This window comes from Streptomyces cinereospinus (assembly GCF_042430725.1).
In the GTDB taxonomy this organism is placed as follows: domain Bacteria; phylum Actinomycetota; class Actinomycetes; order Streptomycetales; family Streptomycetaceae; genus Streptomyces; species Streptomyces cinereospinus.
Genome location: NZ_JBHMCY010000005.1, coordinates 46,818 through 59,326, shown reverse-complemented (window position 1 = coordinate 59,326; position 12,509 = coordinate 46,818). Strand labels below are relative to the sequence as shown.

At 71.8% G+C, this 12,509-nt stretch carries 11 protein-coding genes and 1 pseudogene; 7 read left to right on the top strand and 5 right to left on the bottom strand.

Features of this window, described 5'->3' with window-relative positions; genetic code table 11:
• Positions 1–56: 56 nt before the first annotated feature.
• Positions 57–1,463: a family 2B encapsulin nanocompartment shell protein gene (locus ACFF45_RS03810; RefSeq protein WP_381341831.1), complete on the bottom strand. Its 1,407-nt coding sequence runs from the start codon at positions 1,461–1,463 to the stop codon at positions 57–59.
• A 290-nt stretch (positions 1,464–1,753) separates the two neighbouring features.
• Between ACFF45_RS03810 and ACFF45_RS03805 the strand changes: the two genes are divergently transcribed.
• On the top strand, positions 1,754–2,344 hold the full coding sequence (locus tag ACFF45_RS03805) for an N-acetylmuramoyl-L-alanine amidase (protein ID WP_381341829.1): 591 nt from the start codon (positions 1,754–1,756) through the stop codon (positions 2,342–2,344).
• 21 nt (positions 2,345–2,365) lie between these two features.
• Complete coding sequence (locus ACFF45_RS03800; protein WP_381341826.1) at positions 2,366–3,268, top strand: 1-aminocyclopropane-1-carboxylate deaminase/D-cysteine desulfhydrase; 903 nt, start codon at positions 2,366–2,368, stop codon at positions 3,266–3,268.
• Between the two features lie 10 nt (positions 3,269–3,278).
• On the opposite strand, the gene ACFF45_RS03795 is transcribed toward ACFF45_RS03800, so the two are convergent.
• A complete protein-coding gene (locus ACFF45_RS03795; RefSeq protein WP_381341824.1) occupies positions 3,279–4,874 on the bottom strand; it encodes a Na+/H+ antiporter in 1,596 nt (531 codons plus the stop codon).
• Between the two features lie 61 nt (positions 4,875–4,935).
• Here ACFF45_RS03795 and ACFF45_RS03790 point away from each other — a divergent pair, with 61 nt between their 5' ends.
• From ACFF45_RS03790 to ACFF45_RS03780, 3 genes are all read left to right on the top strand, one after another.
• A complete protein-coding gene (locus tag ACFF45_RS03790; protein WP_381341821.1) occupies positions 4,936–5,196 on the top strand; it encodes a UBP-type zinc finger domain-containing protein in 261 nt (86 codons plus the stop codon).
• 258 nt (positions 5,197–5,454) lie between these two features.
• Entirely contained in the window at positions 5,455–5,868 is a 414-nt protein-coding gene (locus ACFF45_RS03785) for an ATP-binding protein (RefSeq protein ID WP_015657891.1), read from the top strand.
• 17 nt (positions 5,869–5,885) lie between these two features.
• On the top strand, positions 5,886–7,109 hold the full coding sequence (locus tag ACFF45_RS03780) for an RNA polymerase sigma factor SigF (protein ID WP_381341818.1): 1,224 nt from the start codon (positions 5,886–5,888) through the stop codon (positions 7,107–7,109).
• Between the two features lie 126 nt (positions 7,110–7,235).
• Here ACFF45_RS03780 and ACFF45_RS03775 read toward each other — a convergent pair whose 3' ends face one another.
• Complete coding sequence (locus tag ACFF45_RS03775) at positions 7,236–7,688, bottom strand: hypothetical protein (RefSeq protein WP_381341816.1); 453 nt, start codon at positions 7,686–7,688, stop codon at positions 7,236–7,238.
• A gap of 159 nt (positions 7,689–7,847) precedes the next feature.
• Here ACFF45_RS03775 and ACFF45_RS03770 point away from each other — a divergent pair, with 159 nt between their 5' ends.
• Both ACFF45_RS03770 and ACFF45_RS03765 read left to right on the top strand, forming a co-directional pair.
• Positions 7,848–8,816 (top strand): diacylglycerol/lipid kinase family protein, encoded by a 969-nt coding sequence (locus ACFF45_RS03770; protein ID WP_381341813.1) that lies wholly within the window; start codon positions 7,848–7,850, stop codon positions 8,814–8,816.
• Positions 8,817–9,137: 321 nt separating this feature from the next.
• A complete protein-coding gene (locus ACFF45_RS03765) occupies positions 9,138–9,395 on the top strand; it encodes a WhiB family transcriptional regulator (protein ID WP_003992873.1) in 258 nt (85 codons plus the stop codon).
• 192 nt (positions 9,396–9,587) lie between these two features.
• Here ACFF45_RS03765 and ACFF45_RS03760 read toward each other — a convergent pair whose 3' ends face one another.
• Both ACFF45_RS03760 and ACFF45_RS03755 read right to left on the bottom strand, forming a co-directional pair.
• Complete coding sequence (locus ACFF45_RS03760; protein ID WP_381342057.1) at positions 9,588–11,054, bottom strand: sensor histidine kinase; 1,467 nt, start codon at positions 11,052–11,054, stop codon at positions 9,588–9,590.
• Between the two features lie 517 nt (positions 11,055–11,571).
• Positions 11,572–12,350: pseudogene (locus ACFF45_RS03755) on the bottom strand (SIS domain-containing protein); the annotation flags it as partial.
• Positions 12,351–12,509: the final 159 nt, after the last annotated feature.

Sequence of the window (12,509 nt, the reverse complement as noted above, 5' to 3'; positions counted from 1 at the left end):
TACCCCGAGGTCTACCCGCCCGGTCGGGCGGGGACACGGCACACGGGCCGGCAAGGTCACCGCCAGCGGCCGATCTCGACGTTCTCCAGCACGCCGAGCGCGTCCGGCACCATGACCGCCGCGGAGTAGTAGGCCGTCACGAGGTACTTGATGATGGCCTGCTCGTTGATGCCCATGAACCGCACCGACATGCTCGGCTCGATCTCGTCCGGGATGCCCGACTGGCGCAGGCCGATCACGCCCTGCTCCGCCTCGCCGAGACGCATCGCGATGATCGAGGTGGTCCGGGCGTCGGTGACCGGGATCTTGTTGCACGGGTAGATCGGGACGCCGCGCCAGGTCGGGATGCGGTTGCCGGCGACGTCGATGGTCTCCGGCACCAGCCCGCGGTGGTTGAGCTCCCGGCCGAACGCCGCGATGGCGCGCGGGTGGGCGAGGAACATCTTGGTGCCGCGCCGGCGGCTCAGCAGCTCGTCCATGTCGTCCGGGCCGGGCACGCCGTCGTGCGGCTGGATCCGCTGGTCGTACTCGCAGTTGTGCAGCAGACCGAAGTCCCGGTTGTTGACCAGTTCGTGCTCCTGGCGCTCCTTCAGCGCCTCGACGGTCAGCCTCAGTTGCTGCTCGGTCTGGTTCATCGGCTGGTTGTACAGGTCGGCCACCCGCGTGTGGATGCGCAGCACGGTCTGGGCGATGCTCAGTTCGTACTCGCGGGGCCGCGACTCGTAGTCGACGAAGGTGTGCGGGATGTCCGGCTCGCCCTCGTGACCGGACGCGAGGTCGATCTCCTTCTCGCCGTACTTGTTGGTGCGCTGCTGCGGGACCGACCGCCGCCGCTCCAGGTGCTCACGCAGCGAGTCCGCGCGCTCGGCGAGCTGGTCGAGGTCCTGGCGGCTCAGCACGAGGACCGTGCAGGGGGTGATCGCGCGGGCCGTGTACTCCCAGATGGCGTCCGGGTCCAGCAGCGCCTGCTCGCCCAGGTAGGACCCGTCGGCGAGTACGCCGAGGCTCTCGTCGTCGCCGTACGGGCCGGAACCGATCTTCTCCACCCTGCCGTGCGCCAGCAGGTAGACCTCGTCCGTCTGGTTGCCGAAGTCGGCGATCACCTCGCCCGCCGCGATCTCGCGCTGCTCGCAGCGCCGGGCCAGCTCGCCCAGCACCTCCTCGTCCTCGTACGAGCGCAGCGCCGGCAGCTCACGCAGCTCGGCGGGGATGACCTCGACCCGGTCGCCGGTCTTCACGAAGGTGACGCGCCCGTCACCCACGGCGTAGGTCAGCCGCCGGTTCACCCGGTACGTGCCGCCCTGCACGTCCACCCACGGCAGCATGCGCAGCAGCCAGCGCGAGCTGATCTCCTGCATCTGGGGTACGGACTTGGTGGTGGTGGCCAGGTTCCGCGCGGCCGTCGTGCCGAGGCTCTGCTGCGGCCTGCCCTGCTCCGTGCGGACCTCTTCGCCTACCGACATAAGGAATTGCCCTCCCGGTCATGCCCTGGCTGCGATTTTGCCGGGCACCGATCTCCGCGAGAGAGCCTTTCAGCACGCATGATGTTCGTGCTATTACCCGAAAGAGCGGGAATGGATCACCGTACGCCGGGCAGGGAGGGGTGCCGCGTCGAACGGCGCCCGGGACGCCCTTGGCCGAAACGGCTCGCTCACTGTGCGAACGCATGGTTCCGTTTCCTCCCGCTTCGGTACAAGCAGCGTGTACGGGCGGCCGCGACGGGCGGCCGTCGCGCCGCACGAAGGAGGCACACATGGCCTCACCCCTGTCCGCGAACCGTTTCCTCGACTGCCTGCGCGACGAAGGCCTCACCGTCGTGCAGGTGGGCGACTGGAGAGAGCACAACCGCAACCACGTCGGCCCGTGGGGGCCGGTGCACGGCGTGATGATCCACCACACCGCGAGCCGGGGCAGCGCCGCCACCGTGCAGCTGTGCCGCAACGGCTACGCGGGCCTGCCCGGCCCGCTCTGTCACGGCGTGATCACCAAGGACGGCAGGGTCCACCTGGTCGGCCACGGCCGCACCAACCACGCGGGCAGCGGCGACGACGACGTCCTGCGCGCGGTGATCGCGGAGAAGGCGCTGCCCCCGGACAACGAGCAGAACACCGACGGCAACCGCCACTTCTACGGGTTCGAGTGCGAGAACCTCGGCGACGGCGAGGACCCCTGGCCCGAGGTGCAGCTGGAGGCCGTCGAGCGGGCGGCCGCGGCGATCTGCCGGCAGCACGGCTGGACCCACCGCTCGGTCATCGGCCACCTGGAGTGGCAGCCGGGGAAGGTGGATCCGCGCGGCTTCACGATGACCTCGATGCGGGCGCGGATCGCCGAGCGGCTGAAGTAGCCGGCGGGTGACAATGGCCGGGTGACCAGCCCCGACGCCCTCGCGGCCCTGCGCCCGCGGCTCCCGTCCCCGGTGCGCGAGGCGCACGACGACCGCTTCGCGCGGCGCGGCGTACGGCTCCTGCTCAAGCGCGACGACCTGATCCACCCCGACCTCGTCGGCAACAAGTGGCGCAAGCTCGCGCCCAACCTCGCCGCGGCGCACGGCCGCACGGTCGTCACCTTCGGCGGCGCCTACTCCAACCACCTGCGCGCCACCGCGGCCGCGGGCCGCCTCCTCGGCCTCGACACCGTCGGAGTGGTCCGCGGCCAGGAGCTCGCCGACCGGCCGCTCAACCCCTCCCTCGCCCGGTGCGTGGCCGACGGCATGCGTCTGCACTTCGTCGACAGGTCGGCCTATCGCCGCAAGTCCGACCCGGACACCCTCGCCGCCCTGCTGCGCGCGTGCGGCGCCGGGGACGCGTACGTGGTCCCCGAAGGCGGCAGCAACGCCCCGGCGGTGCGCGGCTGCCGGGCACTCGGCGAGGAACTGCGCGGGCAGGCGGACGTCGTCGCGCTCGCCTGCGGCACGGGCGGCACCCTGGCGGGACTGGCGGCGGGACTGGACCCCGGGCAGCGCGCGCTCGGCATACCCGTCCTCAAGGGCGGCTTCCTGACCTCCGCGATACGGTCGCTGCAGGAGGCGGCCTTCGGCGGGCCGCGCGGCCACTGGCACCTCGACGACCGCTTCCACTGCGGCGGCTACGCGCGCACCACCCCCGGACTCGACGCCTTCGCCGCGGACTTCGAGGACCGGCACGGACTGCCCGTCGAGCGTCTGTATGTCGCCAAAATGCTGTACGGACTGGTCGCCCTGGCCGAGGAGGGCGCCTTCGCGCGCGGGAGCACGGTGGCGGCCGTCGTCACCGGCCGGCCGTCCGCCTGAGCGGGCCCCCTCATGTCGCCTCGCGGTACGCCGCCGCCTCTTCCAGGTCCAGCCGGCGCAGCAGCGTCCGCAGCATCTCGTCGTCGATGTGGCGACCGTCGCGCAGCCTCACGAAGACGTCGCGCTCGGCGCTGATCATCTCCCGGGCGAGGCGGCGGTAGGTGTCGTCGGCGGTCTCGCCGGTGACGGGGTTGGGCTGGCCGAGGCGCTCCCAGACGGCGTTGCGGCGGCGCTCCAGGACCGTGCGCAGCCGGGCGGCGAGCGGCTCGGGCAGGGCGTTGCGCTCGTCGGCGAGGAGTTCGTCCAGGCGCCGCTCGGCGGCGCGGGACGCCTGGGCCTGCGCATTGGCCTCGGCGAGCGTCTCGGCCCGGACGTCCCGGCCGGGCAGGCGGAGCAGCCGGATCAGCGGGGGCAGGGTGAGGCCCTGGACGACGAGGGTGCCGATGACGGTCGTGAAGGTCAGGAACAGGATCAGGTTCCGGCCGGGGAACGGCTCGCCGCCCTCCAGCGCCGGCGGGATCGAGAAGGCGATGGCGAGCGAGACCACACCGCGCATCCCGGCCCAGGAGATGATGAACGCGCCCTTCCAGGTGGGGCCCGTGGACCGTTCCCGGACCCGGGCCGACAGCATCCGGGGCAGGAAGGCCGACGGGTACACCCACACGAACCGGGCCGCGACCACGACCAGGAAGACGGCGAGCGCGTACCAGGCGGCCTCCAGGCCCTCGTACTCCCCCAGTCCCTCCAGCACCACCGGCAGTTGGAGGCCGATCAGGGCGAACACCGACGACTCCAGCACGAAGGCGACCATCTTCCAGACCGCGTCCTCCTGGAGGCGGGTGGCGAAGTCGACCTCCCACGCGCGGTGTCCGAGGAAGAGGGCGACGACGACCACCGCCAGGACGCCGGAGGCGTGCACCTCCTCGGCGACGGCGTACGCGACGAACGGGATCAGCAGGGAGAGGGTGTTCTGGAGGAGGGGTTCCTTGAGGCGGGTGCGCAGCCAGTGGATCGGCACCATGAGGACCAGGCCGACGCCTATGCCGCCGATCGCCGCGAGCAGGAACTCGCCGATCCCGCCGGCCCAGGTGGCGCCCTCGCCGACGGCGGCCGCCAGGGCGACGCGGTAGGCGGTGATCGCGGTGGCGTCGTTCACCAGGGACTCGCCCTGGAGGATCGTGGTGATCCGGGACGGCAGCCCGACCCGGCGGGCGATCGCCGTGGCCGCGACCGCGTCCGGCGGCGCCACCACCGCGCCCAGCACCAGCGCCGCGGTCAGCGGCAGTCCCGGGACGATCACGTAGGCGGCCCAGCCGACGGCGAAGGTCGCGAAGAGCACGTAGCCGACCGACAGCAGGGCGACGGGCCGCAGTTGCGCGCGCAGGTCGAGGTAGGAGCTGTCGGTGGCCGCGGTGTGCAGCAGCGGCGGCAGGATCAGCGGCAGCACGACGTGCGGGTCGAGGTGGTAGTCCGGGACGCCCGGGACGTACGACACCGCCAGGCCGGCCGCCACCAGCAGCAGCGGTGCCGGCACGGGGGTGCGCCGGCCCGCCGCGGCGATCGCGGCACTGCCCGCCACCAGTATCAGCAGTGGCATCACGTCCATGGTTCTCGCCCGCCCTCTTTTTCCGCGCGGCCTTCCGCGCGCCCGTCGTAACCTGGCAATCATGAAACAGTGCACGCACGCCGACGCACTGCCGCACCCGGAGCCCGGCGCCCTCGCCGACACCTGCCCGGAGTGCCTGGCGGACGGCTCGCATCCGGTACAGCTGCGGCTGTGCCTCACCTGCGGTCATGTCGGCTGCTGCGACTCCTCGCCGGGCCGGCACGCCACGGAGCATTTCAAGGAGTCCGGTCATCCGGTGATGCGCACGTTCGAACCGGGGGAGAATTGGCGATGGTGCTTCGTGGACCACGTCCTGGTGTGACCGGCTCGTGACCTCCGGCGCACGGTTCGGGCGTCTGACGTGTGGGTACGTCAACCCGGCGCGTGCTTCTCCCAATTGGGGGCGCCCACCCTCTAGCCACTGTGCGTGTTCATGTGTTTACTATGAGTGACAGCAAGGGGTTGGGGTCCCGGGGACAGCCAGGTTCCGAGCGCGGTAGCGTCACCGCTGAACCTGCTTCGCGTTACCCCGAGGGGCGACCCTCGACCCCGTAGAGCTTGTACCACCTTGGAGGTGAGGGTGTCCCAGATCGCAGGCGAGCCCGCGACCCAGGACTTCGTGGAAGTCCGGCTGCCGGCTGCGGGTGCCTACCTGTCGGTGCTGCGGACGGCCACGGCCGGCCTCGCGGCCCGTTTGGACTTCACCCTCGACGAGATCGAGGACCTGCGCATCGCGGTGGACGAGGCCTGCGCGATCCTGCTCCAGCAGGCCGTGCCCGGCTCGGTGCTCAGCTGTGTCTTCCGGCTCGTCGACGACTCGCTGGAGGTCACCGTCTCGGCGCCCACGACCGACGGTCACGCCCCTTCGCGGGACACCTTCGCCTGGACCGTGCTGTCCGCCCTCGCGGGCAAGGTCTCCTCCGCCGTGGACGACGACAAGACCGTTTCGATCAGCCTCTACAAACAGCGCGGCGCGGGACCCGGGCCGGCGTGAGGGACGGGGACGGGCCGGTGCGGGACGAAGAGCGCGGCACACGGGAGCTGCCGACGGGGGTGCCCGGAGGTGTCCCCGGCTCGGGCGGGGCCGGGAGCCCGGCGGACGGTCCGGTCGGTGTCCGGCGCACGGCGGACGCCGTCGACGGCATCCCCGAGCAGGCCCGGCCACATCCGGAGGACGACCCCGCCGCGACGGAGGCCGGCTTCCTGGACGACGGGCAGCGGGATCAGGAGGGTGCCGTGCAGAGTGCGCCTGTGGAACGGCGGATCGGGATCTCCCCAGTCCATGGGGGTCCCCCCGCTCAAGCGAAGTCGGGAGTGGGGGAGGAGGCGAGGGCTCGGGGAAGGGCGACGGGCGGGACGATGAGCGAGCACGAGCGATACGCGGAGCAGGACGTGCAGGACGTGCCCGACGCGCAGCACGACGCGCACGACGTGCCCGAGCCGGCGGTCACGCGCGGCGCACCGCCCGCACAGCACGACCCGCAGGACCGCAGCGGAGCCCGCGCCCTGTTCGTGGAGCTGCGCCGGCTGAAGGAGGGCAGCCCGGAGTACGCGGAGCTGCGCAACCAGCTGGTCCGGATGCATCTGCCGCTCGTCGAGCACCTGGCGCGCCGCTTCCGCAACCGCGGCGAGCCGCTGGACGACCTCACCCAGGTCGCCACCATCGGCCTGATCAAGTCGGTCGACCGCTTCGACCCGGAGCGCGGTGTCGAGTTCTCGACATACGCGACGCCGACGGTCGTCGGCGAGATCAAGCGGCACTTCCGCGACAAGGGCTGGGCGGTGCGGGTGCCGCGGCGCCTGCAGGAGCTGCGCCTGTCGCTGACCACGGCGACCGCGGAGCTGTCCCAGCTGCACGGCCGCTCCCCCACCGTCCACGAGCTCGCCGAGAAGCTGGCGATCTCGGAGGAGGAGGTCCTGGAGGGCCTGGAGTCGGCCAACGCCTACTCCACGCTGTCGCTGGACGTCCCCGACACCGACGACGAGTCCCCGGCCGTCGCCGACACCCTCGGCGCGGAGGACGAGGCCCTGGAGGGCGTGGAGTACCGGGAGTCCCTCAAGCCGCTGCTGGAGGACCTCCCGCCGCGCGAGAAGCGGATCCTGCTGCTGCGCTTCTTCGGCAACATGACCCAGTCGCAGATCGCCCAGGAGGTCGGCATCTCGCAGATGCACGTGTCCCGGCTCCTGGCCCGGACACTGGCCCAGCTGCGGGAGAAGCTGCTGGTGGAGGAGTAGTCCCGGCGGCGGGGAATCGCCGGCGGGAGACGGGACAGCACGACGAGGGCCGGCGCTCCCGGGGAGCGCCGGCCCTCGTGGCCCACCCCGCCCGGCGAGGGTCGGCGGTGGTGCGGTCCGCCTCGGTCACTTCTCCGCGTCGCCCGGCCCCCGGATGCCCAGGGCCCGGGTCGTCTCGGGGTTGAGGAGCAGGATCAGGGACGCCACCGCGACGGCCGCCAGGGCGATGCCGCCGGGGATGGCCATGCTGTCGGCCTGGAGCAGGTTGTACGCCACCGGCAGCGAGATGATCTGCGTGATGACGGCCGGGCCGCGGCTCCAGCCGCGCCGGCCGAGCAGCCCGCGCGCGGCGAGCAGCGGCAGCAGCGCGAGCACGACCAGCGTGACGCCTCCCGTGACGGCCTGCTGCCGGTCGTCCGGGTGCCCGGTCAGTCCGAGGACGAGGATCCAGACGCCGCCGACCACCAGCGCGAGCCCCTCCAGCGCGGTCAGCGCGGCCGCCACGGTCAGCCGGACGGGACGGGGACCGGCCGCCGCGGCGGCCTCGGTCGCGGGGGTGGGGTTCTGCTGAGAGCTCACCCCTGAAGGGTAGCCCGCACCGCACCGGCGCCCCGGAAGCCCCCGGGACGGCGCCCAGGGCACGGCCCCGGAAACCCGTGTGCAGGCTCACGCCGTGACCCTCCGCCGGATCACGGTCCGGCCTGTGCCCGGTACCGCCCAGTAGGTACCCTGCCAGTCATGCGTGCACTTCTCGTGGTCAATCCGGCGGCAACCACCACAAGCGCACGTACGCGCGATGTCCTCATCCACGCCCTCGCCAGCGAGATGAAACTGGAGGCGGTCACCACCGAGTACCGCGGGCACGCGCGCGATCTGGGCCGGCAGGCGGCGGAGAGCGACGACATCGACCTGGTGGTCGCCCTCGGCGGTGACGGCACGGTCAACGAGGTGGTCAACGGCCTGCTGCACCACGGCCCCGCTCCCGGTCACGTCCCCGGCCTCGCCGTGGTCCCCGGCGGCTCCACCAATGTCTTCGCCCGCGCGCTGGGGCTGCCCAACGACGCCGTCGAGGCCACCGGCGCCGTGCTGGACGCGCTGCGCGAGGGCAGCGAGCGGACCGTCGGGCTCGGTCTGACCTCCGGCACCCCGGGCACCGAGGACGAGGCGGTGCCGTCACGCTGGTTCACCTTCAACGCGGGGCTCGGTTTCGACGCCGGCGTGGTCGGCCGGGTCGAACAGCAGCGCGAGCGCGGCAGGAAGTCGACGCACGCGCTCTACGTCCGCCAGGTGCTGCGCCAGTTGCTCGGCGAGCCGAGCCGCCGCCAGGGCACCATCACCCTGGAGCGGGAAGGTGAGGATCCGGTGACGGATCTGCTGCTGTGCATAGCGTCGAACACCGCCCCCTGGACGTTCCTCGGCAACCGGCCGATGTACGCCTCGCCCAGGGCCTCGTTCGACACGGGGCTCGATGTGTTCGGCCTGACCCGGATGTCGGCGCCCGCTGTCGCCCGGTATGGCACCCAGTTGCTCACTTCGTCCCCCGAGCGCGGGCCCCACGGCAGGCACGCCGTGTCCCTGCACGACCTGAGTGAGTTCACCTTGCATTCGAAGGCACCGCTGCCCCTTCAGATGGACGGTGACCATCTCGGGCTGCGTACCAGCGTGACGTTCACAGGCGTACGCCGTGCACTGCGTGTGATTGTGTGAGCAGAAGGGGCTAAAGTCCTTTCACTCGAACGTTTAGGCCAGGGTCCACCCCATGGAAGTACGGCTGTGACCTAGTCGACACCGAGGAATCAAAAAAAACTTTCCGGAAGGGGTTGTATCCGCCGCCGAGGTTTGCAAGTCTCTACTTGGCGATCGGGACGGCCCGCAACACCGGCCTCCACAGGTCACCGGAACCCCTCTACAAACCCAGGACCACGCCGAGGAAGACTCGGTGGTCGGCCCTTCACTTGTTGAGGGATTCGTGAAAGCGTTCACATTCACAAGCATATCTTCAGGTAATACCAAGGAGAGGTAGCAGCCATGGACTGGCGTCACAACGCCGTTTGCCGCGAGGAAGACCCCGAGCTCTTCTTCCCCATCGGCAACACCGGTCCTGCGCTGCTGCAGATCGAGGAAGCCAAGGCCGTCTGCCGTCGCTGCCCGGTGATCGAGCAGTGTCTGCAGTGGGCGCTTGAGTCCGGCCAGGACTCCGGCGTCTGGGGTGGTCTCAGCGAGGACGAGCGCCGCGCCATGAAGCGCCGCGCCGCCCGCAACCGGGCCCGTCAGGCCTCCGCCTGACACACCCACCCCGCTGACAGCCTGAGCTTGGCGGCGCGTACAGCGAGTACGCATCTCCCGCCCCCGAGCCGCAGCGCGCAGTACCCCTGATGCGCACTGGCCCCGGACCGTTCCGACGGTCCGGGGTCCTTTGCTGTTCCGCCCCCGCCTCCCCCGCAGCCGGCGCTCGCCGCGCCCGACTGTGCGGGTGTGTCACTTCTGGGCGCGTACCGGGATGTCCAGGATGACCCGTGTGCCGCGTTCCGGTGCCGGGACCATGTCGAACGTACCGCCCAATTCGCCCTCCACCAGCGTCCGTACGATCTGCAGGCCGAGGTTGCCGGAGGTGCGCGGGTCGAAGCCCGCGGGCAGGCCGACCCCGTCGTCCTGCACCGTGACCAGCAGGCGGGCCTCCTTGCTCGTCCCGCCTCGCACGGCCGACACCTCCACGGTGCCGGTGTCGCCTTCGCGGAAGCCGTGCTCCAGGGCGTTCTGCAGCACCTCGGTGAGCACCATGGACAGCGGGGTGGCGACCTCGGCGTCGAGGATGCCGAAGCGGCCGGTGCGCCGGCCCGCGACCTTGCCGGGCGAGATCTCGGCGACCATCGCCAGCACCCGGTCGGCGATCTCGTCGAACTCCACCCGCTCGTCCAGGTTCTGGGAGAGCGTCTCGTGCACGATCGCGATCGAGCCGACCCGCCGTACCGCCTCGTCGAGGGCCGCACGGCCGCGCTCGGACTCGATGCGCCGGGCCTGGAGCCGCAGCAGGGCCGCCACCGTCTGGAGGTTGTTCTTCACCCGGTGGTGGATCTCCCGGATGGTGGCGTCCTTGGTGATCAACTCCCGCTCGCGGCGACGCAGTTCGGTGACGTCGCGGAGCAGGACGAGCGAACCGATACGGGTGCCCTTGGGCTTGAGCGGAATGGCCCGGAACTGGATGACCCCGTCGTTGGCCTCGATCTCGAACTCGCGCGGCGCCCAGCCGCTGGCCACCTTGGCCAGCGCCTCGTCCACCGGGCCGTGGGTCGGGGCGAGTTCGGCGGTCGTCCGGCCGAGGTGGTGGCCGACGAGGTCGGCGGCGAGGCCCATGCGGTGGTAGGCGGACAGCGCGTTCGGCGAGGCGTACTGGACGACGCCGTCCGCGTCCAGCCGGATCAGGCCGTCGCCGACGCGGGGCGAGGCGTCCATGTCGAGCTGCTGGTTGGCGAACGGGAAGGAGCCGGCCGCGATCATCTGCGCCAGGTCCGAGGCGCTCTGCAGGTACGTGAGCTCCAGCCGGCTCGGGGTGCGCACGGTGAGCAGGTTGGTGTTGCGGGCGATGACACCGAGGACGCGTCCTTCCCGCCGTACCGGGATCGACTCGACGCGGACCGGGACCTCCTCGCGCCACTCGGGGTCGCCCTCGCGCACGATCCGGCCCTCGTCCAGCGCCGCGTCCAGCATGGGGCGCCGGCCGCGCGGGACGAGGTGGCCGACCATGTCGTCCTGGTAGGAGGTGGGGCCGGTGTTGGGCCGCATCTGGGCGATGGAGAGGTAACGGGTGCCGTCACGGGTGGGGACCCACAGGACCAGGTCGGCGAAGGAGAGGTCGGAGAGCAGCTGCCACTCCGAGACCAGCAGATGCAGCCACTCGAGGTCGGAGTCGTCGAGGGCGGTGTGCTGGCGGACCAGTTCGTTCATGGAGGGCACGTCTGCGAGCGTACCCGGCGGTCTGTGCAGGGCCTAAAACCGTCTGGACGGGGCCGGGAACACCCGCGGGCCGCGGCGCCTGGGAGGGACCCTCAACCCTCCCGGCACCGCAGCCCGGAGCAGCATCGGCCGTGGGGTGTGCGGTCCCGGTCGGCCGAAGGGTGAGGAGCCGGGGCAGTCAGGGCAGAGAGCACCGGTTCCTCGGTCCGCCTTCCTGTGCGGGGAAGACGGAGGCTCTTGGTTTCTACGTCGCCCCACGCATTGTGGACTAGACCATTATCCGTGTCCATGCGTCGGAGCGGATTGTTGTGGAGAACTGTGCGGTGTTGGCGGTTGGCAGCCTAACCCGACTGGCCCACGTACGGGGCCGGATGTGCCGGGGCAATTTCGGCGAGAGCCTCCGTTCCTCGCGGCTCGCGCCGTCGCGCGCCCGTGGGGACACGCCCCGGACCAGCGCGCCGGTGCACCGGGCGAGGGCGGCGGCCGCGCGCGGACGGGCACCCGTCGCTCAGCGCGTCTCCGTCACCTTCGCCGGCGCGCGGGGCGCGTGCGGGTCCTGGCCGCGGGCGATGGCGACCTCGTGGGCCAGCAGCTGGAGCGGGACGATCGCCAGGATGGGCTGGACCTCCTCGGCCACGTCCTCGGTGGGCAGGACGAAACCGGCCGAGGCGCCTTCCACCTGGCCGCGGGGGCCGATGACGACCGGGTCGGCGCCCCGGCCGCGGAGCCGGCCGAGGACGGGCCGGAGTGCCTCGCCCCCTTGCCGTCGGTGATGACCGCGATGACCGGGGAGACGTTGTCGACCAGGGCGGGCGGGCCGAGCAGGAGGTCGGCGCCGCAGCAGGCGAGGGCCGGGATGCAGCTGGTCTCCATCAGCTTCAGGGCGGCCTCCTCGGCGGTGGGGCAGCCGTGGCCGCGTGAGGTGATCACCATGCGCTCGGCGAAGCGGTAGCGGGCGGCGAGGGAGCGGACCTCGTCGTGCCGGGCGAGCAGTTGTTCGCCCCGGCCGGGCAGTGCCCCGGCCGGGGCGCCGTCGCCGCCGCGCAGGCCCTCGACGAAGAGATGGAGCGCGAGCGGGGAGGCCGTGCAGGCCTTGGTCGCGGGGAGCGCCTTCTCCGGTCCGGCCAGGATGTCGAGGTGGTGCTCGGCGACGCCGGCCGACGCGGAGTCCGGGTTGTTGGTCACGGCGAGGGTGATCGCGCCGGCCTCGCGGGCGGCCCGGGTGGCGGCGACCAGGTCCGGGGAGCCACCGGACTGGCTGACGGTGACGACCAGGACGTCGGTGAGCGCGGTCGCGGCAGCGCCATTGCACTCCCCCGCCCCCGCTCACGCCTCCGCGAGCGCCCGTCCGACGGCCCGTCTTCACCTGAGGCGGAGGCACCCTCTCTGTTAGATTGGTCTAAACCACATGGCCCCTTCCGGGTGCCCTTCGAGTCCTCTCTCCAG

Bases quoted from the DNA above. Each gene is read 5' to 3' on its own strand.
- ACFF45_RS03760 (WP_381342057.1), bottom strand. From the start codon at position 11,054: ATGAACGAACTGGTCCGCCAGCACACCGCCCTCGACGACTCCGACCTC.
- ACFF45_RS03765 (WP_003992873.1), top strand. From the start codon at position 9,138: ATGGACTGGCGTCACAACGCCGTTTGCCGCGAGGAAGACCCCGAGCTC.
- ACFF45_RS03770 (WP_381341813.1), top strand. From the start codon at position 7,848: ATGCGTGCACTTCTCGTGGTCAATCCGGCGGCAACCACCACAAGCGCA.
- ACFF45_RS03805 (WP_381341829.1), top strand. From the start codon at position 1,754: ATGGCCTCACCCCTGTCCGCGAACCGTTTCCTCGACTGCCTGCGCGAC.
- ACFF45_RS03810 (WP_381341831.1), bottom strand. From the start codon at position 1,463: ATGTCGGTAGGCGAAGAGGTCCGCACGGAGCAGGGCAGGCCGCAGCAG.
- ACFF45_RS03795 (WP_381341824.1), bottom strand. From the start codon at position 4,874: ATGGACGTGATGCCACTGCTGATACTGGTGGCGGGCAGTGCCGCGATC.
- ACFF45_RS03790 (WP_381341821.1), top strand. From the start codon at position 4,936: ATGAAACAGTGCACGCACGCCGACGCACTGCCGCACCCGGAGCCCGGC.